Origin of the sequence: Saccharopolyspora sp. NPDC050389, assembly GCF_040655595.1 — a bacterium.
Taxonomy (GTDB): Bacteria; Actinomycetota; Actinomycetes; order Mycobacteriales; family Pseudonocardiaceae; genus Saccharopolyspora.
In genome coordinates this window covers 90199-116233 of record NZ_JBFAKG010000023.1, presented here as the reverse complement: position 1 = coordinate 116233, position 26035 = coordinate 90199, and the positions used below count along the sequence as shown (strand labels likewise).

Here is a 26035-nt window from a genome sequence, read left to right as displayed (position 1 = left end):
TGAACAAGGACCCCGAGGCCCCGATCTTCGAGATCGCCGACTTCGGCGTCGTGGGCGACCTGTTCACCGTCGCACCCCAACTCACCGACGACATCACCAAGCGGTAAGAAACCACAGTGGAGCTTCTCTGCACCTGTCTGTGCAACAGTGCGGGACACCACGACATTTGCCGTGGGACAGCTGATTCCGCGTGCCGGGAGCCGGATCGGGGCCCGAAGTTCTTCCGATCCGGCGCCCTTTGCCGGCCGTGCCGCGAGGCCGTTTCCGCTTGGGACACGGCTCCCTGCCCTGCCACAGCTATGCGGGGAACGTCAACGCGCGCCGTCGATCCTTGTTCGGGGAGGTGCGTTTCTCGCCAGGTATCGATGAGGTATTGCTCTGAAGTTGGCCAGGAGCGTTCCGCCTCGCCCGGTGTCGGTCCTCGGGATGGGGCGTGCTGACCGCATCGGGCACCGGGAGAGCCTGAGATCGGCGGCGATCTCCTCAGCCAGCGACACCCGGGAGGGCTGGTAGGGATCGACTCCGGGTGAAGGTGCGCTTCGCGGGCGGCGACCACGGGGGAGTTGGCCCCCGCCGAGGTGCGCAGCGGCCCGGCGGGGGAGCGGTCGGCGAGGTCCCCGCACGGCGACGATCACCGACGGTGGAGAGCTCGGCGAGGAACACGGCCGCATCCACCGCGGCTGGAGCCCGGTGCGCGATCGGCTCGGGAGTGAGATCGGATCCCGAGCCGGTGCACGACGCTTCTCACCTCCGGCGGCATCGGCAAGCACGCTAGGAATCACCACACCGGCAACGAGGTCAACCGGCTGGCCGGGTGTGGTGGCCGCTTTCTCCCACTGGGAACGCCATCGTCCATTGTGGATCAATACAGGTTCCGGTGTGGGCCGACCTCGGCTGCGGCGCGATTCCGGCGCGTACCTGACAGCAGATATTCAAGCACTGCGTGCAGGTCGTTGTACGGATTTCTCGTGGTCACGATCGATCATGGCGCTTTCGGTCAGGCGGAGGATGAGGGCAAGAACCCCGGCGATGTCCAGCGCCGCGTCGACCACGCCACGGTCGAGGCAAATACCACGCGCCATCGATCCGCATCAGAGCACGAAGCTTGCGATCGCCCACGGCGGCCAGGGGATAGGCGTCGTACAGCGCCTGCGGAAGGACCGGAGGGTCCTGGGGCTGGCCGCACCGCGGCGGGCGCCGGCGGCGCAGGGCCTCTAGGGGCTCGCCTTGGACATGGCGGAGAAGAGGGCGGCGATCTCGGTTCGGGAGCTGAAGCCCAGTTTGGTCAGGATGTTCTGGACGTGGGCTTCCGCGGTTCGGCGGGAGATCACAAGTTCGGCGGCGATGTCCTTGTTCGTCCTGCCGGCGGCGACCAGATGCGCGATTTCGTGTTCCCGGGGTGTCAGTGGCAGATTCGCCGAAGGCTCGACGGCGGCGCTCGCAGGTGCCGGCTTCTCGCCCAGGGCATATGCGATGACGTCGTCCGAGGCAAGGTGGCGCCCGAACTGGGCGGCCTCCTCGAAGGCGCGCGGACCGAGGATGTCGCGGGCCTGCTGCAAATAGTGGTCGCGCCATTGCAGGAGCCGGTGGTGGCCGTAGAGATGCGGTCCGACGGGCCGGGACAGGACCTCACTGGCGGCGAGGAGCCGGGCGGCGCGCTCCTCTTCGTGGTCAGCCAGCGCCGCCCAGGCCAGGATCTCGACCGAGTGGGCCATGCCCATCCCGTCTTCGAGCGTGCGTTTCCGGCGCAGCGCGTCCTTGATCAGCGCCACCGCCTCCGGCACGCGCTCGTCGATCAGCGCAGCGAGCCCGAGAAACACCAGAGCCCAGGACTGCAGCCACTGCTCCCGATGGGCCGAGCACAGCAACCTGGCTTCCTGGAGCACCTCGACCGCGCGGTCCAGACGATCCCGGTAACACAGCGCCACCCCGAGGTCGACGAGCGCTTCGGCCAGATAGGGGTTGGGCTGCCCCAGTCCTCGTTCGCGCCGGACCGCCTCTTCGAGGTCAGTGATCGCGTCCTCACTCCGCCCCGAATAGAGCTTGGCCAGGCCTTGCTGCGAGAGCGCGTGGGCGAGGCCAGCCTGGTCCTGGAACCGGGCGGCCAGCCGTTGACACTGCTCGAACAGCGCCAGGCCAGCAGGGATGTCGCCGTCCATCGCGGTGAGGCAACCGTTCACCCAGAGTGCTGTGACCCGCTCGCGGGTAGGCCGGTCGTCCGCAGCGAGCAGCCGGTCCAGCCAGCGCCGGCCCTCGCCCGGCACACCGCAGCCGAGCCAGAACGCCCACAACGCGCTCGCCAGGCGCAGCCCCGCACCAGCTTCCGCACGCTCGGTCAGACAGAACTCCAGAGCCGCTCGCAGATTCGCCTGGTCCGTGCGGACGCGACGCAGCAGTGCCTGCTGGTCCGGGCCGAACCAGCCACCCTCCACCTCCACGGCCAGTGCGGCGACCTGGTCGCGATGCGCCCGGCGGATCACGTCTTCCTCGCCCGCCGCACGCAGGCGCTCCAGGCCGAACTGCCGAATCGTCTCCAGCATCCGGTAGCTGGACCCGTCGAAGACGACGACCGACTTGTCGATCAGCTCGACCAGGGCGGGACGCACCTGCTGCGGCGGCAGTACGTCGCCGCCGCAGACCGCCTCGACCGCGTCCAGATCAGCGCCGCCGCGGAACACCGAGAATCGGGCCCACAGCGTCTGAGCGTGCGGTGAGCAGAGCCGGTAGCTGTAATCCATCGTCGCGTGCAGAGTCTGATGGCGCGACGGCGCAGCCCTGCCCCCGAACACCTGCTCCGAAGGAGGGGCCTTCGCCCAATCGGCCAACGCTCCGAGCGGCAGCAGTCGCGTGCCGGCAGCGGCCAGCTCAATGGCCAGCGGCAAACCGTCCAGCCGCTCACACAGTGCGATCACACACTGCTCGTCAGCCGCGCTGAAGGTGAATCTCGGGTTCAGCGCCAACGCGCGTTCGAGGAACAGCTCTACCGCGTCGAACCGGCCGGCCTCGCCTGGCGCCACCTGCTGCCCCGGGCCTGGCAGCGACAAGGGCGGCACGGCAAACAGCGCCTCACCCTCGACCCGCAACGCTTCCCTACTGGTCGCCAGCACACGGAGGTTCGGGCAGCGGACCAGCAGTTCGATGATCAGTTTCGCGCAGCTATCGATCACATGCTCGCAGTTGTCGAGGATCAAAAGCATGTGCTGGGCGCCGATATAACCAGCCACGGTCGCGTTACAGGTCCCCGCCAAGCCAGGCTCCCCCAACGCCGACGCTACGGTCGACGCGAGAAGGTCCGGCTGGGTCATCTCGTCGAGGGCGACCAGCCACACTCCGTCCGGGAAAGCACCCCGCGCCGTACGACCCACCTGGAGGGCGAGCCGAGTCTTGCCGACCCCACCCGGCCCGGTCAACGTGACCAGCCGCGAGCCCGACCACAACCGCCTGACCTCGGCAGCCTCCGCACGCCGCCCGACCAGGCTCGTGAGCTCCGCCGGAAGGTTCCCGGCCGGGCGCGAGTCGCCGCGTACCATCCGAATCGCCTCGCCCGATCCCTTGTCAGGGTCAGCATACGTTCGAATCCTTCGCAGGCGAGTCGACCGGAACCCCGGTTCGGGTTCGTCGCGCGCGCAACCGTTCTCTGTGCGCTCGAACAGACCGATTCGGCGCCATCATGAGGGTGTTGCCACCGCGACCGGATCCTGACCGACGAGCAACGCAAGGCGTGGAACGGAATGATGTTGTGCGTGAGTCGCCTGTTGTCGCTGCGGCTGCGCCTCGATCTTTTGGCCAGGTATCGCGGGGTGACCGTGGCTCGGTATTTCGATGAGGGGTGTTCACTCCGGTCGTCCTTGAGCGCGCGATATTTCCCGTGTTCGGGGAAATCACACCAGAATGGTGGCAGGTGGCGTATTCGATTCGCGGGGGTTTCCCGAATCGACTGAGCGTTGCTCTCTCCGCAACCGCCGGTTCAAGCAGCATCGCCGAGACGCTGCACGCAGTGTCACCACACCAAGAGACAACGTCCTGAAACGGAGTTGGTCCTTCCATGCGCAAGAGCACTGCTTCGGTTGCGGCCGCCGCAACCTTCATCCCGCCGCAACCTTCATCCCGCCGCAACCTTCATCCCGGCGGTACTCACCGCCTTGATCCTGGCCCAACCGGCATCCGCCGCTGTCGGCCCCGATCGGCAGGCGGCTGCCCAAGCTGAGGCGGACCGCCCGACCCCGCCCAACGCACCGCACCTCCCCAACCGCCCGACCCTCCCCAACGCACCGCATCTCAACCAGGCACCGCCCACGCCAAGGTGGACCGCCCGACCCCGCCCAACGCACCGCACCTCCCCAACCGCCCGGGCACGCCGCCCTCCGGCGGCAACCCGGGCACGCCGCCCCCGGGAGGCAACCCGGGCACGGGCAGATGAACTCCGCCGCCGAGTGAGCCAGCGACGGGTCCGCCCGGGGTGAATCGGAAGGCGTCTCACCCCGATCGCGCGCGGGAGCAGGCAGAGCCGCGCCCGCTGGATCCCCCACGTCGCACCGCATAGGGGCATGTCCGGTGGTCGGCGCCTCCGGTGCGGAAGCGCCGACCACCGCGACCAATTCGCGCCTATGCCGCGAACGCCACCACAACCCCACCAGCCGTCCAGCCTTCCAGGTCGAAAGAAGTAATCCCATGAAGAAGTTCGTAGTCGGTGCTCTTCTCGGGTTCGGTGTGCTGGTGTCCACCGCAAACTTCCGCCTCGGCTGCTGGTTGGTATTACACGGGATACTGGTTCCCCGCCGAGACCCAGTGCGAAGCGAAGTACCAGGAGCTTGTCGGCGGTAATCCGGGAGGCGCGGACCTGCCGCACGAGTGCAGGCGCACCAGCGGCAGCGTTTACGCCGGCTATCCGCCCTCGGCGTCAGTCTGTTCCGCCAACGGATGCGGTTCGCCCGGTCAGCGCGGACAGTGCAGTCGCAACCTCGTCGAGATCGGCACGGATGTAGGTCGTCGTGGCCGAAGGCTCGTGCCCGCGGGTCGGTGTGTCCTGCATAAGCTCGCGCTACGGCGAAGCCGAAGTCGCGCTCGCCCCGGTTTCAGATCCTTCTTCAGCGCGTCCCAGTACTTCCGCGACACCAGGCGGAAGGAGTTGCGGATCAAGTGGATGATGCAGGTTTGCACGATGATTTGCGGCCACACGTTGGCCACGACCTCGGGCAGGCCTTTCAGTCCGTCGCAGACGAGGAAGAACGCGTCCTTGACACCACGATTCTTCAGTCCCATCAGGACACTCATCCAGAACTTCGCACCCGCACCGCCACCGGTGCCCATCGTCAGGCTCAGCACCACGAGACCACCGAAGGTGTCGCCGGTGCGAGTGTCCGGGGTCGGCGGCTGTTGGGGGCGGATGCGAGAAGGATCAGCGTTTTCGGGGTGGGGGAACAAAGGCGGTCACCGACGTGTGATCCAGGTGCACACGGAATGCTCAGAACCCTGCCGCTCGGATAGTGGGATTGTCACGCCGCGCGTGCCGTGAGGTGGTGTGCTCCGGGTTCTTCGGAGTCGGATTGTCAGGTTCTTGTGCCACTCGATCTTGAAGGAGAGGGTGGCATGGGACGGAGCGGGGTATCCGCCGGAGTTTCGTCGGAAGGTTCTGGACCTCATCGAGGCTGGTCGCAAGGTTGCCGATATCGCGCGCGACCTGGGTACTGGCGACCAGTCGATCTGCACTTGGCGTCGGCAGGAGCGGATCGACCGCTGTGCGTGAGATCGCCCGCGTCACGCCGTGCCACCAGGGGACGACCAGGCGAACGCATCGGCGGCCTGCCCGTCGCGGTCGCTGCCCAACCCCGTAGTCGTCCCATTCGACACCTCCATGATCGAGGTGTTACGACGACCAGTTGAATCCGCCGTGACGGTCGGGAAGCCCCGACGCATCGGAAGGTCTCATCGATTCCGTGGCAGTCCCGCGGATGCGGTTCTGGCCGCAGCCAACAGCTTTGGGATCGGTCTGCGGGGCGCCGCTTCTCGCGGTCATCAGGTGCTTTCGGCGATCGCGGAAGATCCGCGTCTTATGTCAACACCGTTGACGCGGATGTCGGAGCCAGGTGTCATGTCGGACACCACGCAACACGCCCGTTGCCATCCCCACACCTGCCAGGAGTCGCGTGATGTCCTTGTTCTCGCCCAGACATCCTGACGGCCCAACCGCTCCGGAATCGGCCGCCCCGAAATCGATCGCCCTGCCCAAGATCCTCGGCGTCGCCGATGGCGTCGCCATCACCCTGTCGAACGTCAGCCCGGTCGTGTCGATCGGCGTCGGCCTCGGCACCATCGGCGCGGCCATCGGCGTCGCCGGGCTGCCGGCCGCCTTCCTGCTCGCGTTCCTGCCGATCGCCGGTATCGCGTTCGCCTTCGCCAAACTCAACGAGTACGACCGCAACTGCGGTACCGCGTACGTGTGGGTCGGCAAGGTGCTCGGTCCCTGGTGGGGATACCTCATCGGCTGGGTGCTGCTGGCCTCCAACATCATCTTCCTCGCCTACGCGGCTCCGCTCGCCGGGGACTACGGCCTGCAGACCCTGGTCGCCTTCGGAGTCGACGGCGTCGCGGCCCTGCACCCCGGCCCGTACCAGCTCGTGGCGACCGTCGCGGGTGTGGCGTTGCTGGCCGGTCTGGCGTGGCTTGCGGTGTGCGGCGTCGACATCTGCGCGAAGTACCAGAAGGTGCTCGTCGTCATCGAGGTCGGCACCGTGGCCTTCTTCTGCGGTTGGGCGCTGCTGGACGGGGCGGAGGCGGAGTTCAGCTGGTCCTGGTTCTCCCCGGCCGTCTTCCCTTCACCATCGGTGCTGGCGACGGGCTTGGTGCTGTCGGTCTACATGTACTGGGGTTGGGAGGCCGCCTTCGCGGTCACCGAGGAGACCGCGGGCCGGCGCACCTCGTCCAGAGCCGGCTTCACCACGCTGCTGATCGCGCTCGCGCTGTTCCTGTTCGCCTCCGTCTCGTTCCAGAAGGCGACCACGCCGGAAGAGCTCGTGGAGCACGGGGCCTCCGCGCTGCCCTACCTCGGCGGCAAGCTCGCGGGGCCGGTGGGCGCGGCCGTGGCGACCGGGGTGCTGTTCCTGTGCATCGTGTCCTGCATCCAGTCCGTCCTCATCGGGGTGGCGCGCGGGGCGCTGGCGATGGGACGGGATGGTGTGCTGGGACCTGTCTGGGCGAAGCTGCACCCCAGGCGGGCGACGCCGGCTCACGGGACCGCCGTCATCACGCTGATCTCGGGCGTACTCGCCTTCGTCTCGCTGGGACTCGGGACGGTCAACACGATCATCGTCGGATCGGTGACCGCGGTGGGCATCCTCGTCTCGTTCTACTACGCGCTCACCGGAATCGCGTCTGCCGTGCTCTTCTTCCGCCGGGCCCTCGGCAACCTGCGCATGCTCGTCACCGCGGTCATCGTTCCGCTGTTGTCGGGCCTCGTGCTCGCCGTGCTCGGCGGCTACCTCGCGTACTTGAACTGGACCAGCACCGACAGCTTCGCCTTCGACGCCGCCAACGGGCGGTTCCTGACCCTGCTGCCCATTGCGATTCTCGTGCTGGGAATCCCGATGGGCATGTGGAAGAAGTACGTGCGCAAGTCGCCGTACTTCATCCCCGGCGCGGAACGCGTCGATTCACCGCAGCACTGACAACTCCAACGCGGAAGGAAATTCCCACGATGACAACGGCGACCGACCGCCACGCAGACCTCGTCCTGACTGGAGCCCGGGTCCGACTCGGCTCCGGCCGTTGGGCCAGCGCCGTGGCGGTCCGAGACGGGCTCATCGCCGCGATCGGCGAGGAATCCGACGTGCTCGACCTGGCCGGCCGCCGCACCCGGGTCGTCTCAGCCAGGGGCGGGTTGGTCGTCCCGGGCTTCCAGGACAGCCATGTCCACGCCCCGTTCGCCGGACGCGACCGTCGGCGGCTGTGGTTGCACGACCTGGCCGGGTGCCACGCCTACCTCGACGCGATCGCCGAGTACGCCTGGGCGCATCCCGCGGAACCGTGGATCGTCGGTGGCGGCTGGTCGATGGAGCACTTCCCCGGCGGCACACCGCGGAAGGAGGACCTGGACGCGATCGTGCCGGACCGGCCGGTCTTCCTGTTCAACCGGGACGTCCACGGGGCGTGGGTGAACTCCCGCGCCCTGCAGGTCGCCGGGATCGACCGGGACACCGCCGACCCCGCCGACGGCCGGATCGAGCGGGATCCCGCTACCGGCGAGCCCACCGGCACCCTGCACGAGGGAGCCGCCTACCGCGTGAACGACGAACTCATACCTGCGCCCACCCGGGCCGAGTGGGAGGCGGCCATCCTGGACGCCCAGGCGTACCTGCACTCGCTGGGGATCACCGGCTGGCAGGACGCCTGGGTCAGTCCCGAGACCCAGGAGGCGTACCAGGTGCTGGCCGCTGACGGGCGGTTGACCGCCCGTGTGGTCGGGGCGCTGTGGTGGGACCGGCACCGCGGCCTGGAGCAGATCCCGGAGTTGTTGACACGCCGTGAGCTCGGGTCGAAGGCCGGCGTTTCCCCGCGCGGCGGACCGGGTTCGGGCTTCCACCCGCGCACCGTCAAGATCATGACCGACGGGGTGCTGGAGAACCGCACCGGCGCCCTGCTGGAGCCCTACTGCGACGGCTGCGGCGGTCACACCGACAACCGCGGGATCAGCTTCATCGACCCCGAGTTGCTCGCCGCAGCCATCACCGAACTGGACGCGGCGGGCTTCCAGGTCCACATGCATGCCATCGGGGACCACGCAGTGCGCATCGCGCTGGATGCCGTCGAAGCGGCTCGCACGGCCAACGGCCCGTCCGACTGCAGGCACCACATCGCCCACATCCAAGTGGTGCAGCCGCAGGACGTCAGGCGTTTCGCGGAGCTGGACGTCGTCGCCAACTGCCAGACGTACTGGGCCCAGAGCGAACCGCAGATGGACGAGCTGACCGTCCCGGTGCTGGGGCCAGAGCGCGCGGCGATGCAGTACCCGTTCGCGGACCTGCTGGCATCGGGGGCACGGCTGGCGATGGGCAGCGACTGGGCGGTGACGACGGCGAACCCCCTGGAGCAGATGGAGGTCGCGGTCACCCGGATCGACCCGGAGAACCGCGGCAACGCCCCGTTCCTGCCCAGCCAGCGGCTCACCCTCGACGATGCCCTCGACGCCTTCACGGCCGGGTCCGCCTTCGTCAACCACGATGCCCACGGCGGCGCGGTCGAGGTCGGCCGCCGCGCCGACCTCGCCCTGCTCGACACGGACATCTGCGCCCCGGGCTTCGTCACCGAGGACAAGGCACCCCTGGCAGACGCCCGGGTGCTGCTGACCGTGGCGGGAGGCGCGGTGGTCCACGACATCCTGAGCTGACGGCGGGTTCGCCACGCGGCTCGGCTATCCGTAGTCGGGCCGCGTTCCTCGTCTGCTGGTTTCGAAGACCGATTCAGCGAGCCGTCCGTCGGAAAGGCCTGCGGCTCGCTCCACGACCTCGCGATGACCACTGTGGACTTCGTGCGCAGCTCGCCGACTACGCCGAGGCCGCACAGCGGGTGACGCTGTGCGGCCTCGGTTCGCGGGTCCTCAGCTGTCGAAGCCGAGGCCGAGCCGGTCGAGGGTCTGGAGCCAGAGGTTGCGGCGACCGGCGTTGCGGTCGGCGCGCGCCATGGACCACTTGGTCAGCGAGACCCCGGCCGAGCGGATCGGTTCCGGCGGCCAGGGCATCGGCTTGCGGCGGACCATCTCCAACGCGGTGCGCTCGGTCTGCTCGCCGGCGAGGAGGTCCAGCATCACCTGCGCGCCGAAGCGGCTGGCGCCGACACCGAGCCCGGTGTAGCCGGCCGCGTAGGCGACCTTGCCGTGGTAGGCGGTGTCGAAGAAGACCGAGAAGCGGGCGCAGGTGTCGATCGCGCCACCCCATGCGTGGGTGAAGCGAAGTCCTTCCAGCTGCGGGAAGGTCTGGAAGAAGTGCTCGGCCAGGATGCGGAACACCTCGGGGCGCTGGTCGTGCTCGGCGCGTACCCGGCCGCGGTAGTGGTAGACGGCTTCGTAGCCGCCCCACAGGATCCGGTTGTCCGCCGAGAGCCGCACGTAGTGGAACTGGTTGCCGCTGTCGGAAAAGCCCTGCCGGTTGCGCCAGCCGAGCGAGGCGAGCCGGTCGTCGGCCAGGGGCTCGGTCATCAGGGCGTAGTCGTACACCGGGATGGTGTAGGGGCGGTGGCGGCGCAGCGGGGAGGGGAAAGCGTTGGTGGCAAGCGCGACCCGGCGCGCCCGCACGCTGCCGTAGGGAGTGCGGACGACGACTTGGGCACCGTCCTCGGCGATGTCGGTGGCAGAGGTGTGCTCGAAGAGGCGCACGCCGGTGTCCAGGCACGCCTGTTTGAGTCCCCAGGCGAGGCGGGCCGGGTTGGCCATCGCGACGCCGTCCCGGTCCCAGACCGCGCCCAGGAAGGTCGGCGAGTTGATCTCGGCGCGCACCGCCTCGGCGTCCAGGACGATCAGTTCGCTGCCATAACGCGCGGCGATTTCGGGGAGCTCGTGCAGTTCGTCGACCTGGTGAGGCTCGGTCGCGACGACGAGCTCGCCGGTGCGTTCCCAGTCGCAGTCGATGTCGTAGCGCCGGACGGTGTCCTCGATGGACTGCAGATTCTCCCGCCCGAGTCGTTCCAGCCGGGCGAGCTCGCCGGGCCAGCGTCGCAAACCGTTGCCCAGGCCGTGGGTGAGGCTGGCCGCGCAGAAGCCGCCGTTGCGCCCGGAGGCGGCCCAGCCGGACTCCCGGCCCTCGATCAGGACGACGTCCAGCGAGGGGTCGCGCTCCTTGGCGAGCAACGCGGTCCACAGGCCGCTGTACCCGCCACCCACCACCAGCAGGTCGCAGCAGGTGCCGGAGACCAGCGCAGAGGTGGCCTGCGGCCTTCCGGGGTCGTCCAGCCAGAAGGGGGCGGGCTTGGCGTCCTGGAGGGATCGCACGGGATCCATGGGGTAGCACTCCTTCTGCGCTCGGTGGATCTCCATGACACAGCCGGGCAGAAATAACGTCAATGGTGTTGTCATAAGCTTGGACGCCGGTGGTGAGCTGGTGCGTGATTCCTGCCGGCAGGCGAGGTCACGCGCGGCCGGAGGCGCCGCCGCGGAACGTGATGACAGCCGGGAGTGCTGATGGATCCACCGAGTCAACGCCGTTGACGTAATTTTGCGGGACGCCGATACTGGAGCACCGCATGAGCCGGGCACCGGAGGTCCTGATGGCGAGCAGGCAGCGAGTTGCACATGAACGGCAACGACGGCGCCGCACGCGCAGCGGCGTGCTGCTCTCCACCGACACGATCATCGACTGCGCTCTGCGGCTCAGCCACGAGCACGGCCCCGACGCCCTCAGCGTCCGCCGCCTGGGTGCCGCGCTCGGTTGCGACCCCAGCGCGATCTACCGCTACTTCCACAACACCGACGACCTTCTGCTCGCCATCGCGGACCGGCTCGTCGGCCGAGCCATTGAAGGCTTCCAGCCCGGCGATGACTGGATGGCCGGACTGCGTGAGATGGCGCATCGGATTCGCGACAACTACCAGGCCCAGCCCCGGGTGGCCGTTCTCGTCGCATCCCGCGTCACCCGCCGCGAGAACGAGTTCCGCGCGGTCGAAACCGGTGTCTCCCTGCTCCTGCAGGCGGGATTCGATGCCCGCACCGCGGTGCAGCACTACCACGCCTTCATCGACACGGTCCTCGGCCACGCGGCTCTGGACGTGACCGCGCTGACCCTGCCGAAGGACAAGTACGAAGCGGACGCGCAAGCCTGGACGAACGCCTACCAAGCCCTGCCCGCGGAAACCCATCCCGCGATCGCCGCGGTACGACACGAACTGCCCAGGATGGCGGGCAGCTCGTTCGACAACGCGGTCGACCTGATGATCTCGGCCATAGCCGCGCAAGCCCCGGCCGCCAAGGCCCGATCGAGGGGAAACGTACGCGCGGCAGACCGTGCCAGCAGGAAGTCCAAATAGGATTTTTCAAGACTGTCGGGCGATATCGCCGGACCGCACGGGAGGTCCCGGCACTCCGGTCAGGGCTTTGGATTCCCTGGCACGAGGACTTCGCGCGGCTCCCGCTGGTCGGACGGCCTGAATCCGGCAGCCCTCACCTGTTTCTCGTGGCCAAGGGACCGAATCGGGGCCAGCCGTTGACCGCGGCCGGGCTGCGCACTATCTTCCGCTATCGCCGTGGGCTCATCGGCATCGTCGGAGGACATCCCGACGCGCTGCGACACGCCTTCGGGACCGCCCTTGCCGAAGCGGGCGTTGATCTCGCGGTGATGCAGGCCGTGCTCGGCCACGCTCATGTCGACACCACCGCCCGTCACATCCATTTGGCTCCGGCGCACGTGAAAGCAGAATTCGATGCCGCTCGCGATCGCCTCCGCTCCCAGCGATGATCTGCACGCCGCCTACCTGGACTACCTGCAGCTGACTGGACGCGGAAACGCCGCCTACGCAAGGGCGGCTCGAATGTTCTTCCAGTGCTGGCCGGACCCGCGACAATGGGCGGGGCAGCCGTTGAAGACCCGCTTGTCGATCTCGATCGGTTCATGACTGCGGCCGCTGCCTTGGGGTTCACCGAGCGAGTTCGGTTCGCCACTGGCTTCCAGGTGCCCATCCGATTGCTCATCCAAACTGGACGGTGTCGGGATCAGCTCACGTTGGCCGATCTGGCCGAGTTCACCGTGGCCTGCCGATGGGCGGGTATCTGCGGGCTGAACTCCGTGTGGTGCAACAACAACGAGACCCCACGCAGGGTGTACCGGACAGGGAAGAGCCGGGCGATCAGATCCGCCACCCTCGCCAGCGCCCACCGCTGATCCTCCACGTAGCTATGCTGGGCCGGGCCTTCCTGCAGCGCGGCTGCCAACTGGTCCAGCTGCTGTGGTGAGAGCCGACATCCGGTGCCTGAGAGTCCCTTGGATGCCAGCCCCGCTTCGCTGTCTGAGCGCGACCGCCTCCGCCGCACGTACACGGCGTTGTGCGACAAGCGTAGTCGCTTGGCGATCTCCGGCACCGGCACGTCCTGGGCGAACAACTCCGCCGCCTGCAACCGAACCGCCTCACGCCGGGCACGACCCTCAGTCGTCAGACCACCACCATCGGGATAGCGCACCCGAACCACATACAGCTGAGCTGGGGTCTGTAACGGGAACGGTGTTCTGGTGCAGCCAGGCAAACGTGCGCTCGACGACCCATCTGATCGTGCCGAGGCCGGAGCCGTGATCGGTGTTCTTGCGAGCGTTGCGCGGGACGATCCCTCGATCACGCAATGCTTTCCGGTGGTAGTCGTAGTCGTATCCACGATCGCCGCAGAGCCAGCGCGGCCGCTGCCATGGCCGGCCGCGTTTGCCCCGGATCGTGGGCAGGGCTTCGACAAGCGGGATCAGCTGGGTTCCCAGTCGCCGCTGGAGGATCTGCGGCGGCTGGTGGTCGCTGCGGTCGAGGCTGGGCAGAGCCAGGCCGAGGTCATGGAGATCTTCGGCGTGGGTTTGTGGTCGGTGTCGCATTGGTTGAATGCGTTCCACCGCAACGGGAATCGGGGACTGGGCGCGCAGAAACGTGGTCGTCGTCCGGGGGAGCAGAAAGCGCTGGATGCCCGGCAGCAGGACCGGGTGAAGCGAGCGGCGCTGGGGAAGTATCCGGACCAGTTGGCATTGCCGGGGCTGGTGTGGACTCGTGGCCAGGTCGGGAGCTGGTGAAACGCTGGTTCGGGATTAGCCTGTCACGGGCCGGGCCGGGCCGGGCCGGGCCGGGCCGGGCTGCCGCTGTCGGTGGCCGTCGCCGCCGCAGAAACCGGTCCGGGTAAGCGTATGAGAAGAACCCCGAGGCCGTGGAGAAGTGGCTTACCGAGCGGTATCCGGCGATCGCCGCGCGGGCGAAGCAGGAGAAGGCGATCGTGCTGTGGCTGGACCAGACCGGGCTGCGTTCGGACGCGACGGTCGCCGCGACTTGGGCGCCGATCGGGCAGATGATCGAGGCTGAACGTGTACTGCTTGTTGTGCGGGCCTTGCTCGAGCAGCGTTGCTACCTCGGGGAACCGTTCCGCGTTGGTTTTCGGGATCGGATGTGAGTCGCCCCGGGGTGTCCGGAGACTTTGATCCTGATGTGCCGAGCAGCAAGTGGGGCTGGGGCAGCCACTTCGTGATCAACCTGGGCAACGCATTCGGCACGCTCTACCTGCTGTTCTTCCTCGGCGACGCCGTGCACCACCCAGATCCGGAGACGGGTCTGCTGGTCCTGATGGGCCTCTACGGTGCCGCGCTCGTCGTCGGCGGGGTCGTCGCGGGAGCGCTGTCGGACCGCACCGGGCGGCGCGAGCCCTACATCCTGACCTCGTGCGCGCTGATGGCGTTGGCCGCGCTGCTGCTGGCCGCGTGGCCGACGTGGACCTCGGCGTGGTGAACATCGCGAACGCGCTGCCCCAGGTCGTCGCCCCGGCGCTCGCTACGCCGGTCCTGGCCCACCTCGGCGGCTATGCCGGGCTGTTCACCGCGTCGGCGGTGGCCACCCTTCTTGCGGGCGTGCTCGTCACCCTGGCGTCGCCTGACTCGTCCTAATCGTGTAGTTGGGTTAGTTAATGATCTTCCAGTCGTGTGCTGATGCTCTGTTGGTCCGGATGCCTGCCCAGGGCGGACCGGGTCGGCGTTCGTGCAGGAACAGCCCTGCCGCGAGCCGGCGGTCTCAGTCTGCGAGTTCGACTTGGAGCTCGACCTCGACCGGGGCGTCCAGCGGCAGGACTGCGACGCCGACGGCGCTGCGGGCGTGAATGCCCTTGTCGCCGAGGACTTTGCCGAGCAGTTCGCTGGCACCGTTGATGACGCCGGGCTGGCCGGTGAAGTCCGGTGCGGAGGCGACGAATCCGACGACCTTGACGATGCGCTTGATGCGGTCCAGGTCGCCTGCGACCGATTTCACGGCCGCCAGGGCGTTCAACGCGCAGGTGCGGGCAAGGTCCTTGGCCTGCTCAGGGGAGATTTCGGTACCGACCTTGCCGGTGAGCGGTAGCTTGCCGTCGATCAGGGGGAGCTGCCCCGAGGTGTGGACGTATGGGCCGGACAGGACAGCCGGGGCGTACGCGGCGAGTGGTGCGGTGACCGCGGGCAAGGCCAGCCCCATCGCCTCGATCTTCTTCTCAATGATGCTCATGTCTGCGCCTTTCTCGAAGGTCTTGCTTGTTCCCGGTGGCAGCAGGCGGTGATCCCTGCTGGGTCCTTCGTTGCGAGTCTGCCGGAGCGGGTTGGTCACCGTGGTCAGCGGAATTGCGGGTGCCACACGTCATGCGTGTGGCCTTGGTCGTCGACCACGGCGATGTCGGGCCACCGGTCGAAGGCTGAGCAGGGGTGGGAGATCCCGAGGTCCACCTCGTCGCCTACTTGCAGACCGCGTGCCTCTGTGAGGACTAGGTGGTGGTCGTAGATGTGGGCAGCGGTTGCCTTGGCGGCCGGTCGTGGCGCCCCCTGTGCGTCGTGCGCGCTGACGAGCACTGGCAGGCCCGCGTCGTAGGGCAGTTCACGTTTCCCAGCGCCGACGATGGCACGTCCTGGTTCCGGCGTGGAGAGCACGACCGCTCGGACCGTCAGTGCCGCACTCAGCCCTGGCAGGGGTGAGACGTGCTCGTACGTGCCGTGGTCGTGGGTGACGTAGCAGCCCGACCGCAGAACGGGCACCATCGGCAGAGCACCTGGACGTTCCGTCAGGTCTGTAAGGACGTGGACGACCCGGTCGGGGAAGGCCGAGCCGCCCATGCTGAAGACGGGCTGCGCGGTCTCGAACAGTGGCGTGAGGCTGCGGAAGACCGCGATCGCCTTCCGACAGTGCTCGTCGACGTCCGCGAGTGTGGCGGAGTCCCGGAGATTGGGCCGGGCACCCTCGTAGCCCGCGACACCGGCAAGGAGAAGCCCGGGGGACGCCTGGGCGGCCTTGGCCAGTTCATAGGCCGCGGCGGGCTCTCGTACCCCCGTCCGGCCTCCGTCCGCGCCGATGTCGATGAGGACGCGCAGGGGGTTGGGCGCGCCTTCCATGGCCGACCGGGCGAGGTCGACCCCGTTCATGGAGTCGACGAAGCAGTAGAGCTCAAGCCCCGGTGTCTCGTCGAGCCGTCGCCGCACGAGGGAGAGGTCGGGGCGGTGGATCACCTGGTTTGCGATGATCACACGTCGTACTCCCCAGCCCAGGGCTGTGCCGGCCTGCCTCACGGTGGCCACCGTGAGGCCCCACGCCCCAGCGGCCATCTGCCGCTTGACGATGGGGTGCGTCATGGTGGTCTTGACGTGCGGGGACAGCTCAACGCCCCGATCGCGGCACCAGGCCGCCATGAGCTGGACGTTGTGTTCCAGCGCGCGCAAGTTGAGCCGGAGCTCCGGCATCTGCCGAGTTCGACGTCCGCCTGGTGGCGTGTCGCAATCCATTGGTCCTCCTGGGGCTGGCACCAAGGCGGCCCACAACCGAAGAGTGACGTGTATGTGCGACGCATCGTAAAGTATTTAAGACGAAGCTTGCAAGCACTATGATGGATGGAGCGTTGTATTTACTAGACGAGGAGTCTGTGTCGGCCGTGGATCACGCGCCCGCTTCACCTAAGCCTTCAGACAACGACGGGATCGGTCAGCACCTCCGGCGCGAGCGCTTGGAGCGGGGCTTCACGATGGAGAAGCTGGCGGCGAAGACAGGTTTGTCCCGCAGCTACCTCAGCAATGTCGAGCGGGACGTGAACAGCCCGACGATCAACACGTTGCGCACGATCGTCGATGCCCTCGGCACGACGCTCAGCCAGCTGTTCCATGCGGTCGACCGCGAGCGCCGTGTACTCACACGCCCCGATCAACGCGTTGAACTCACCCGGGCGGGAGTGGAGGGGGTTACGTACACCCTCCTCAACCCCAAACACGGCGGCAAGCTCGAAATGATGATGCTGGAGGTGGCCCCGGGAGCGTCCTCCGGCGACAACCCGCATACCCACAGTGGAGAAGAAGTCGGTCTCCTCTTGAGCGGGGAGCTGGATTACTGGGTCGCCGGCGTGCACTACCGGCTGCAGCCCGGCGACTGCGTAAGTTTCGATTCGGCTGTGCCGCACCGGTACAGCAACCCGGGCGATGTCCCAGCAGTCTGCGTCTGGTCGGAGACCCCACCGGGCTTTTGAGAAGCGCAGAATCCGACGCACGCCACGCGCGGCGGCGGCTCCGGGAAGGCGGTATTTCCGCCGGTTGACTGAACCAAGACGCCCCAAGAACACGACTTGGAGCGACGAGTACTTACTCTGGGCGCCGTATCATCCCCAACAACGATCAGCGATTGCAGCCGTTGCGCGGACGGTCCCGAACCTGTTGACGACTGGGGAGTTGTCAGCGTTCAGGTGGCGTGGTGGGTGTTTGGCGGGCTTCGCGGACCAGTTCGGCCAGATGATGTGTGTGCCGCTGCGCTCCTTGTTTGATCTGGGTGTGGCAGCTGAAGCCGTCGGCGAGCACGCGTACGGTGTCCTCAGCTGTGCGAACGGCGGGCAGAAGTACGCGTTCTCCTGCGGCGACGGAGACGTCGTAGTGGTCCTTTTCGAAGCCGAAGTTCCCGGCAAGGCCGCAGCAGCCGGAGTTGAGTTTGGTGTCGTCCACGCCCATGCGGGTCAGCAACCAGGAATCGGCTTGGTCTCCCATGACCGCGTGCTGGTGGCAGTGCGTCTGGCGCAGCGTCTTGATGGGGAGTCTTGGGGGTTGCCAGTCGGGTGCGAGTTCGCGGATCGTTTCGGCGAAGGTCTTCGTCAGGTGGGCGAGCCGCTTCGCGATGGGGTGGCCGGCAAGCAGGTCGGGTAGGTCTGTGCGCAGTGTGGCCGTACAGCTGGGTTCGATGCCCACAACAGCGGATACTTCGTCGAGTTGGGGCGTGATCGCCTTCAGGGTGCGGCGTTGAATTCGGCGTGCCACGTCTAGTTGTCCTGTGGTGATCCAGGTGAGTCCACAGCATTGGGTTCCTGGGGGCACGATTACCTGGAAGCCGATCTCTTCCAGGACCTCTGTGGCCGCGCGCAACGGGCCGGGATTGAGGGCGTTGCCGAACGAGTCGACCCACAGCAGGACAGTGCCCCTGCTGCCTGCGCCCGGTGTCGCCGGGCGCGTGCGGAACCAGGTCGAGAAGGACTCCAGGGCGAACGGGGGGATGGAGCGTTCGGGGGCGATGCCACCGAACAGCTTGAGCACACCCGCGGCCGGCGAGCTGGTCACAGCATTGACCAGCCGTGGTGCCGTGCGTGCCAGCCGTGCCCACAGCGGCAACCACCCCATCGAGTAGTGCGACGCGGGGCGGAGCCTTCGACGGTAGTGGTGGTGGAGGAACTCGGATTTGTAGGTGGCCATGTCCACTTGGGTGGGACAGTCGTGGCTGCATCCCTTGCAGGACAGGCACAGATCGAGTGCGTCGCGTACCTCGGTCGACTTCCAGCCATCTTCGATGACGCCGCCGTTGAGCATCTCGTTGAGCACGCGGGCGCGGCCTCGGGTGGAGTCCTTTTCGTCGCGGGTGACCTGGTAGCTCGGGCACATGACACCCGCAGAGTGTTGCGTCCGGCATTTGCCGACACCCACACATCGGCGCAAGGCGGCGGCCATGTCACCATCGTCGTGTTCATAGGAGAACATCGGCGTGACGTCCAGACTTCGGCGTGGCTGTACGCGAAGGTCGGCGTCGATGGGGCGAGGGCGCACCACGACGCCGGGGTTCAATCGATCCTCGGGGTCGAAGATGGCTTTGAACTCGCTGAACGCTTTCATGATCGCGGGGCTGTACATCAGGGGAAGGAACTCGGCGCGGGCCCGGCCGTCCCCGTGTTCTCCCGAGAACGAGCCCCCGTGACGGATGACGAGTTCGCAGGCTTGCTGCATGAACTGCCGGAACTGCTGTGATCCATCCTCGGCGGCGAGTGGGAAGTCGATGCGCACGTGCAGGCACCCGTCGCCGAAATGCCCGTAGATGACACCGCGTCGACGGTGGCGGTGCATCAGGTCTTCGAACTCCCGCAGATAGGCAGCCAGGTTTTCGGGAGGGACCGCTGCGTCTTCCCACCCGGGCCATGCCTCGCTGCCATCCGGCAGACGGGTGGCGAGTCCGGCGCCGTCCTCCCTGATGCGCCACAACTGCCGTTGTGCTGATGGCTTGGCCACGACGGCCGAGCTCGTGGAATAATCGCTGAGCTGTGCTACCAGGGCTCGGGCAGCGGTTTCGGCAGCAGCAGAGGTCTCACCTCCGATTTCGATGTAGAGCCAGCTCTTCCCCGGCGGCAGTTGTTCGATGGCGTCCAGATGTTGCGTGCTCTTCTGCTGCGCGGAGTCGACCAGCGCACTGTCCATGCCCTCGACCGCGAGCGGGCGCGCTCTCAGGATGTCGGGCACGGCCTCAGCCGCGGCAACGGCGCTGGGGAATCCCATCACGGCGAGGCAGCGCTGAGGCGGGGTTCGGACGAGCCGAACAGTGGCCGACACAACGATCGCGCAGGTTCCTTCGGTACCCACCAGTGCTTTGGCAAGGTCGAAGCGGTTCTCCGGGAGAAGGTGGTGCAGCGGGTAACCGGAGACTTGCCTGGGGAACCGGGCGAGCTCCAGGCGGATCTCGGCGCGATGCCGGTCCACCAGAGTGCGAAGCTGTGCGAAGACCCGGCCGCGCTCGCCACCGGAAGCGATGGTGTCGTCGATCTCGGCTGAGGTGTGCTGGCCAACGGTCATCTGCGTGCCGTCGGCCAGCACAACATCCAACTCGATGACGTTGTCGCTGGTGCGGCCCCAGGCAACTGAGTGCGAGCCGCACGCATCGTTGCCGATCATGCCGCCGAGCGTGCAACGGCTGTGAGTCGAAGGGTCGGGGCCGAAGGTCAGGCCGTGTGGGGCGGCTGCCGCTCGCAGGTCGTCCAGCACGACGCCCGGTTCCACCCGGGCCCAGCCATCCTCGTGGTTGATCTCGAGGATCCGGTTCAGGTGTTTGGACAGATCGAGAACGACGCCCTCGGTGATGGCATTGCCGGCGACGCTGGTGCCGCCGCCCCGGGCCACCAGCGGTACTCCGTGGCGGTAGCACACTCGAACCGTGCGAACGACTTCGTCGACCGTGCGGGGCGTGACGACCCCGGCCGGGACCACCCGGTAGTTGGATGCGTCGCCGGAGTACTGGGCGCGGCGTCCTGGGCTGAAATCGATGATGTCAGTGGCTGCCGGGCCGAGTTCCCGTCGTAGGTCGTGCTCGCATTGTTGGATGGTGTGGCTTTGGCTACCGCTGGTCAACATTTACTCGCCCCTGATTGCCGGTACTGCGTCGTCGACACTCTGGTCCGTCGTGTTCATGCGCTCTCCGGCACGGCGCTTCACCATCCGGACAACGGGGTAAATTCCGGCGCAGATCGCGAAAGCGACCACGCTCAGCGCAACCTGGCTTCGGGTGTCCTCGTCGAGGGCCATCCCTGCGAGGATGGCCACGATGCCGGCTGCGGTCACGATCGGCAGAATGGGGTGTGCCCACATTTTGACCGGCAGTCCGCCTGGGTGCTCGCGTGCGAGTACCGGACGGAGTTTCAACTGAGACAGGCAGATCAGCAGGTAAATGATGAGAACGACCGCGCCGGAGGAGTTCAGCAGGAAGGAGAAGATGCCGTCCGGGGACAGGTACGCTGCCCCGACGCACACGTACCCGCCGAGAGTCGAGGCGAGAATGGCCCACATCGGGACGCCGCGGTCGTTGCGTTTGAGCATGCGTTGGGGCGCCTCGTTGCGTCGGGCCAGGACGAAGAGCATGCGGGAGGCGGTGAACAGGCCGGAGTTCAGGCACGACAACACGGCGAACAGGACGACGATGTTCATGATGTCGCCCCCGTAGGGGATCCCCATGATGTCCAATGCGGACACATAGGGCGATTGACCAGCTTTCGCGGTGGTCCATGGCACGATCGCGGCGACGAGGAGCATGGATCCGACGTAGAACACCGAGATGCGCATGAGGACGGTGTTGGTCGCCTTGGTGATGGACCGCTGGGGCGTCTTCGACTCCGCGGCTGCGACGGTCACGATCTCCGCGCCGACCATGGACAGCACCACTGCGGCGACGGCGGTGAAGACCACGCCTCCGCCGTGTGGGAGCAGACCGCCGTCGGCGTAGAGGTGCGAGATGTCCGCGCCCTTGCCCGGGAACAGGCCTGCGACGTAGGCCAGGCCGAGCCCGATGAAGAGGATGATCGCGAGGACCTTGATCCCGGCGAACCAGTACTCGAACTCGCCGTAGGAGCGGGTTGATCGCAGGTTGGTCGCGGTCATCAGCAGGATGAGCGCGAGTGCGAGAACCCACTTGGGCAAGTCCACCCACCGCTGGAGCAGTTCCGCACCGGCCACGGCTTCGAAACCGACGATGACGACCCAGAAGTACCAGTACAGCCACGCCATGGTGAAACCCGCCCAGCCACCCAAGGCGCTGCGCGCGTATTCGGTGAAGGAACCGACCGAAGGGCGTGCCGCGGCCATTTCTCCCAGCATGCGCATCACGAACAGGATGAGCACGCCGGTGACCGCGTAGGTGAGAAAGGACCCCGGTCCGACTTGGGCGAGCACTGCGCCGGAACCCATGAACAGCCCTGCGCCGATGATTCCGCCCATGGCGATCATCGTGACGTGCCGGTCACGGAGGTGGTGTGATGATGATGGTCTCGACATTGTTGGACCTGCTTCCACTGTGGCGGACACCGTTGTCCGCTACGCGTGCCCCGCAGGGCGCCTCACCTCGCGAGGCACGCGTTGGCGGTGAAATGACAAACAACCGCGGGTGTGTCGTCAACCGTCGCCGAGTGCTGCTCAGTGACGTACGGAGACTCTGGTGGGCTGGATGCGCCCGCTGAGCTCCATGGCCGTACGCACGCGCTGTTCGGCGAGTCGTCGGGCCGCTTCGTGGGTGGTGAGTTCAGTGCGAGCGCTCTCGTCGAGCACGTTGACCGTATTGGCCCGCAACCGTTCCGATACCGCGGTGCGGATCTGGTTCGGTTCCGAGGGAAAGGCCGAGTGCCGGGCGTCCATCGCGTATGCGGCGGCCACCACGCCGCCGGCGTTGGCGATGAAGTCCGGGACGACGGTGACGCCGCGTTCGGCGAGCACGGTTTGCGCCTCGGCGGTCAGCGGCAGGTTGGCGCCCTCCGCCACGACGGATGCCGATAGTTGGCGGGCTGTGGCGGCATCGACGACGTCCTGTCTCGCAGCCGGGATCAGAACTTCCGCGGGCAGGGTGAGTTCTTCCCCTGTGCTGAGGTGTTTCACCCCGGCGACGTGGTGGACCAGGCCATCGCCCCACTCGGACTTCGCGCGCAGCAGCTCGGGCACGTCAAGCCCATCAGGAGTATAGATCGCGCCCTCCGAAGTGGACACTGAGACGACCTGTGCGCCGAGGGAGTGCAGGCGTTCGGCCGTCGCGGCACCAACGGCTCCGAAGCCCTGCACCACGACACGAGCACCACTGATGTTCAGTCCGTGCCATCGGGCGGCTTCGTCGGTGGCTTCGGCGACTCCGTAGCCAGTGACGCCCCACTGGTCGTAGGGCACACCACCGAGTTCGCGGGGGCTGCCGACCGCGGTGCGGCGGTCTCCCAGTTCGTGTTGGATGATGGCCGCGTCGTGCTCGGTGAGTCCCATGTCGAGGCCGAACACGTACTCTTCGGGTACCTCGCTGGACAGCGACCGCACGAAACTGCGCAACGCCGCTTCTTTGTCCGCCGAGGCAGGATCGAAGCGGATTCCCGCTTTGGCGCCGCCGAAGAACAGGTCGACGCCTGCCCATTTCCACGTCATCACTCGTGCCAGGCGGGCGACTTCGGTGATGGTCAGGGTTGGGCTCATGCGGGTCCCGCCCTTGCCCATGCCCCGAGCCGTGTTGTCGATGACGAGCACGCCGCGCATGCCGGTGCGGGTGTCGGCGACGGTCACGATCTTTTCCGGGCCCCACTCGTCCGCGTGCGAGAAATCGTCGAGCGTCATCCGAAGTTCACCCCCTGGGCCAGCGGGAGTTCGGTCGAGTAGTTGATGGTGTTGGTGGCGCGCCGCATGTAGCCGCGCCAAGCGTCCGACCCCGATTCACGGCCGCCGCCGGTGGTCTTCTCACCGCCGAACGCGCCGCCGATCTCGGCACCGGAAGTGCCGATGTTGACGTTGGCGATCCCGCAGTCGGAACCGGCCGAGGAGGTGAACCGCTCGGCCTCGCGCTGGTCGGTGGTGAAGATGCTCGACGACAGGCCTTGCGGCACGTCGTTGTGCAGGGCGATGGCTTCGTCGAACGTGCGGTAGGTCAGCACGTACAGGATCGGCGCGAACGTTTCCTGCCGGATGACCTCGGTCTGCGCGGGCATGCGCACAATGGCCGGCTCCACGTAGTAGCCGTGCGCGGCGGAGTCGGCCAGTCGCCGCTCGCCGCCGACGACCACCTCGCCGCCGTCTGCGACGGCCCGCTCCAGCGCGTCGCGCATGGCGGCGTAGGCGCCTTCGTTGATCAGCGGCCCCACCAGGGTCTCGGCGGAGAACGGATCACCGATGTTGAGGCCCGTGTAAACCTTGGTCAGTCGGGCGACGAGCTCGTCAGCGATGTCTTCGTGCACGATCAACCGGCGCATCGTCGTGCACCGCTGCCCGGCGGTGCCCGCGGCGGAGAACGTGATACCGCGGGTGGCCAGGTCCAGGTCCGCCGATGGCGCGACGATAGCTGCGTTGTTCCCGCCAAGTTCGAGGATCGTGCGGCCGAATCGTGCCGCGATGCGGGGCGCGATCTCACGTCCCAGCCGTTCGGAGCCGGTCGCGCTCACGAGAGGGACGTCGGGGCTGTCGACCAGCGGAGCCGACTCAGCGGACGAAGCCAACACCAGCCGATGGATCCCGGCAGGGGCACCGGCATCCGCGATGGCGCGGTCGAGCAGGGCGGAGCACGCCAGCGCCGTCAAGGAGGTGAGCTGCGAGGGCTTCCACACGACCGCGTCGCCGCAAACCAGGGCCACGGCGGTGTTCCACGCCCATGGGGCGCACGGAAAGTTGAAGGCGGTGATCACGCCCACGACGCCGAGCGGGTGCCAGGTTTCCAGCAGTTTGTGCCCGGGGCGCTCGGAGGCCAGCGTTCTCCCCTCGAGCTGGCGTGACATTCCCACGGCGAGATCGCAGATATCGATCATCTCCTGGACCTCGCCGAGGGCCTCCGAGCCGATCTTGCCGACCTCGATGGTCACCAGGTCCGCCAGGTCATGCTTGTGCTTGGTGAGCAGCTCCCCGAACCGTTTGATCAGCGCCCCGCGCACCGGCGCGGGCGTGTCGCGCCAGGCGGGGAAGGCGGCCTTGGCCGTGCTGATCGCCTCACGCACCTGGGATTCGGACGAGCCGGCGACGGTGAACAGATCCTCACCGGTGATCGGCGAGCGAGCGGAGAACGCATGGGTCCCGGTGCCCTCGTACCCGCTGGCTCCGCAGGCTCGTAGCGCCGCCCGGGCGCGCTCGGCGAGGTCGGCCGTGGTGGTCAGAGTGTTAGCAGACATGGAAAGTTCGTCCTTTTTCGGTCGTTTCTCTTGTCAACACGAGCCGGTGACCGGCGTGCCGAGTTCCTGGCGCACGGATTCCAGCGATCGTTCGCGCTGGTGCGCGTAGAGGTCGTAGGGGTCGTGGAGGGTGCGTTCCAGCACGCCGGCCATCCACTCGCCGTCGAGGTCTGCGGCCTGCTGCGTGAGGTCCTTCGAGCCGTCGCCGGCCAGGTTCGACTGGAAGATGCCGGCCGCCGAACGGGGGAGGAAGTCTTCGTAGACGATCGGCTCGGCCCGGACCCACCCCTGGTCGATCAGCTCCGGCAAGGTCGTCGGTGGTGGCGTCGCATGGTCGTGGGCGGTGTTGACGGTGAACGTGAAGTACGCGAGGTCCTTGCGCGCCAGCTCGGGTTCGGAGCGGGGGAAGCGCTGCCCCCACACCTTGGCGGCGACCTCGGCACGACCGTGTCCCGTTTCAGTGCGACGGCGGTCGACCTCGGCGACGAGTTCGTCGTAGGTGGCGCGTCCCTGCGGGGTCAGTGCGATTCCACGCGCTTCCACCTCACCGAACCGGACCCGCAGCGAGTCCTCGGTCACGGATCCGTCCGCCTCCCGGAAGCGGCGCGGTTCGGCCAGGGCTCGGAAAGAGGTCTGGCGCAACAACACGTCCGGCCCGTCCCAGCGGGGAGGTCCCTGGATGTCGTCGATCATCGTGATGCCGCGTCGCTCCATCCGCTCGTACAACTCGTCGATGTCGAGCACTCGGGGAGTGAGGTGGTTGATGTGAGTGGTGGTCACGCCACCGATGTCGGCAGCAACGCTGGAGATCCGCTCCAACTCCGCGTACCACGCTCGGTCCACTGGTTCGTGGGACAACTCGAAGCTGCGCACGGCCAGTTCAAGGAACCGTTGGGCGTCGGCCTGGTCCAGTTCTCCATCGCGCTCGGCGCGTTCGGCCAGGCTGATCAGTTCCGCAGGGAACAGGCTGCGCCGCGACAGGAAGTTCTCCAGCCGGTGCTGGAGGTCGGCGTTGAAGAAGCGCCGATCCGCGGGTGTCAGAAGTGACGTGAACACGCGGAACGGGTTGAGCGCGAGCTCCTCCTCGTCGATGGGCCGGAAGGCCGTGGAGACCACGGGCACCGCGCTCACGGCCGCTTCCCGGAGGTCATAGAAGCCGACCGGGTGCATCCCCAGCGCGGCGAAGATCTGCCCCACCTGACGCAGTTCCTCCGGGGTGCCCACACGAATCGCGCCGTGCCGTTCGGCGGTGACCCGGGAGATGCTGCCGAGGCGCTGCGCTTGTTCGGGGTCCTTGGCGAGCAGGTCCCGGTTTACCTCGTGCGAGACGTCGACGAGCGTCGTGTAAGCCGGCACTTCGGTGCCGTACATCGTCGACAGCCGTTGGGCGAACGCCGCGCGCAATTCCCATTGCTTAACAGCCATGTTCCTCTCCTTGCTAATCCCTGTCGTTCGCGCCGATGCGGCGGGTGGGAG

19 protein-coding genes and 4 pseudogenes are annotated in these 26035 nt (G+C 67.3%); 10 read left to right on the top strand and 13 right to left on the bottom strand.

The window, feature by feature from the left end; genetic code table 11:
* A pseudogene (locus AB0I53_RS17550) lies at positions 1–107 on the top strand (electron transfer flavoprotein subunit alpha/FixB family protein); the annotation flags it as partial.
* An 825-nt stretch (positions 108–932) separates the two neighbouring features.
* On the opposite strand, the gene AB0I53_RS17545 reads toward AB0I53_RS17550, so the two are convergent.
* The 3 genes and pseudogenes from AB0I53_RS17545 to AB0I53_RS17535 form a co-directional block, all read right to left on the bottom strand.
* Positions 933–1082, bottom strand: coding sequence for a hypothetical protein (locus AB0I53_RS17545; RefSeq protein ID WP_358603393.1), 150 nt, complete (start codon positions 1080–1082; stop codon positions 933–935).
* Positions 1083–1214: 132 nt separating this feature from the next.
* The gene (locus tag AB0I53_RS17540) at positions 1215–3530 is read right to left on the bottom strand and encodes a LuxR C-terminal-related transcriptional regulator (protein ID WP_358603390.1); all 2316 of its coding nucleotides are present in this window, start codon (positions 3528–3530) and stop codon (positions 1215–1217) included.
* 1540 nt (positions 3531–5070) lie between these two features.
* Positions 5071–5325: pseudogene (locus AB0I53_RS17535) on the bottom strand (transposase); the annotation flags it as partial.
* Between the two features lie 259 nt (positions 5326–5584).
* On the opposite strand from AB0I53_RS17535, the gene AB0I53_RS17530 reads away from it, so the two are divergent.
* The 3 genes from AB0I53_RS17530 (at position 5585) to AB0I53_RS17520 (ending at position 9382) form a co-directional block, all read left to right on the top strand.
* Positions 5585–5746: a transposase gene (locus tag AB0I53_RS17530; RefSeq protein ID WP_358603387.1), complete on the top strand. Its 162-nt coding sequence runs from the start codon at positions 5585–5587 to the stop codon at positions 5744–5746.
* A gap of 403 nt (positions 5747–6149) precedes the next feature.
* Positions 6150–7664 (top strand): APC family permease, encoded by a 1515-nt coding sequence (locus tag AB0I53_RS17525; RefSeq protein ID WP_358603384.1) that lies wholly within the window; start codon positions 6150–6152, stop codon positions 7662–7664.
* Positions 7665–7693: 29 nt separating this feature from the next.
* Positions 7694–9382: an amidohydrolase gene (locus AB0I53_RS17520; RefSeq protein WP_358603381.1), complete on the top strand. Its 1689-nt coding sequence runs from the start codon at positions 7694–7696 to the stop codon at positions 9380–9382.
* A 210-nt stretch (positions 9383–9592) separates the two neighbouring features.
* On the opposite strand, the gene AB0I53_RS17515 is transcribed toward AB0I53_RS17520, so the two are convergent.
* Positions 9593–10987: an FAD-dependent oxidoreductase gene (locus AB0I53_RS17515; protein WP_358603379.1), complete on the bottom strand. Its 1395-nt coding sequence runs from the start codon at positions 10985–10987 to the stop codon at positions 9593–9595.
* Between the two features lie 242 nt (positions 10988–11229).
* Between AB0I53_RS17515 and AB0I53_RS17510 the strand changes: the two genes are divergently transcribed.
* From AB0I53_RS17510 to AB0I53_RS17500, 3 genes are all read left to right on the top strand, one after another.
* Positions 11230–12009, top strand: a complete 780-nt coding sequence (locus AB0I53_RS17510; RefSeq protein WP_358603376.1) for a TetR/AcrR family transcriptional regulator — start codon at positions 11230–11232, stop codon at positions 12007–12009.
* Positions 12010–12155: 146 nt separating this feature from the next.
* Positions 12156–12437, top strand: a complete 282-nt coding sequence (locus tag AB0I53_RS17505; RefSeq protein ID WP_358603373.1) for a tyrosine-type recombinase/integrase — start codon at positions 12156–12158, stop codon at positions 12435–12437.
* Positions 12403–12594: a hypothetical protein gene (locus AB0I53_RS17500; RefSeq protein ID WP_358603400.1), complete on the top strand. Its 192-nt coding sequence runs from the start codon at positions 12403–12405 to the stop codon at positions 12592–12594. Before AB0I53_RS17505 ends, AB0I53_RS17500 begins: the two co-directional genes overlap by 35 nt.
* Positions 12595–12691: 97 nt before the next feature.
* On the opposite strand, the gene AB0I53_RS17495 is transcribed toward AB0I53_RS17500, so the two are convergent.
* Positions 12692–13156 carry a winged helix-turn-helix domain-containing protein gene (locus tag AB0I53_RS17495; protein ID WP_358603371.1) on the bottom strand — a complete coding sequence of 155 codons (465 nt, stop codon included), beginning with the start codon at positions 13154–13156 and terminating at the stop codon, positions 12692–12694.
* Between the two features lie 49 nt (positions 13157–13205).
* Positions 13206–13436, bottom strand: a pseudogene (locus tag AB0I53_RS17490) (transposase); the annotation flags it as partial.
* Between the two features lie 437 nt (positions 13437–13873).
* Here AB0I53_RS17490 and AB0I53_RS17485 point away from each other — a divergent pair.
* Complete coding sequence (locus AB0I53_RS17485; protein ID WP_358603368.1) at positions 13874–14113, top strand: hypothetical protein; 240 nt, start codon at positions 13874–13876, stop codon at positions 14111–14113.
* A 56-nt stretch (positions 14114–14169) separates the two neighbouring features.
* Positions 14170–14600 (top strand): annotated as a pseudogene (locus AB0I53_RS17480) (MFS transporter); the annotation flags it as partial.
* Between the two features lie 124 nt (positions 14601–14724).
* Here AB0I53_RS17480 and AB0I53_RS17475 read toward each other — a convergent pair.
* Both AB0I53_RS17475 and AB0I53_RS17470 read right to left on the bottom strand, forming a co-directional pair.
* Complete coding sequence (locus AB0I53_RS17475) at positions 14725–15189, bottom strand: RidA family protein (RefSeq protein ID WP_358603365.1); 465 nt, start codon at positions 15187–15189, stop codon at positions 14725–14727.
* Between the two features lie 104 nt (positions 15190–15293).
* On the bottom strand, positions 15294–16409 hold the full coding sequence (locus AB0I53_RS17470; protein WP_358603362.1) for an alanine racemase: 1116 nt from the start codon (positions 16407–16409) through the stop codon (positions 15294–15296).
* A gap of 179 nt (positions 16410–16588) precedes the next feature.
* Here AB0I53_RS17470 and AB0I53_RS17465 point away from each other — a divergent pair, with 179 nt between their 5' ends.
* Positions 16589–17182, top strand: coding sequence for a cupin domain-containing protein (locus tag AB0I53_RS17465; RefSeq protein WP_358603359.1), 594 nt, complete (start codon positions 16589–16591; stop codon positions 17180–17182).
* A 202-nt stretch (positions 17183–17384) separates the two neighbouring features.
* Here the strand turns inward: AB0I53_RS17465 and AB0I53_RS17460 are convergent, their stop codons facing one another.
* From AB0I53_RS17460 to AB0I53_RS17440, 5 genes are all read right to left on the bottom strand, one after another.
* Positions 17385–20303 (bottom strand): FAD-binding and (Fe-S)-binding domain-containing protein, encoded by a 2919-nt coding sequence (locus AB0I53_RS17460; protein ID WP_358603357.1) that lies wholly within the window; start codon positions 20301–20303, stop codon positions 17385–17387.
* Positions 20304–21716, bottom strand: a complete 1413-nt coding sequence (locus AB0I53_RS17455) for an amino acid permease (RefSeq protein ID WP_358603354.1) — start codon at positions 21714–21716, stop codon at positions 20304–20306. It lies immediately after the preceding gene.
* A gap of 138 nt (positions 21717–21854) precedes the next feature.
* Entirely contained in the window at positions 21855–23024 is a 1170-nt protein-coding gene (locus tag AB0I53_RS17450; protein ID WP_358603351.1) for a Glu/Leu/Phe/Val dehydrogenase dimerization domain-containing protein, read from the bottom strand.
* The gene (locus AB0I53_RS17445; RefSeq protein WP_358603348.1) at positions 23021–24559 is read right to left on the bottom strand and encodes an aldehyde dehydrogenase family protein; all 1539 of its coding nucleotides are present in this window, start codon (positions 24557–24559) and stop codon (positions 23021–23023) included. Before AB0I53_RS17445 ends, AB0I53_RS17450 begins: the two co-directional genes overlap by 4 nt.
* A 33-nt stretch (positions 24560–24592) precedes the next feature.
* Entirely contained in the window at positions 24593–25984 is a 1392-nt protein-coding gene (locus AB0I53_RS17440; protein ID WP_358603345.1) for a VOC family protein, read from the bottom strand.
* Positions 25985–26035: the final 51 nt, after the last annotated feature.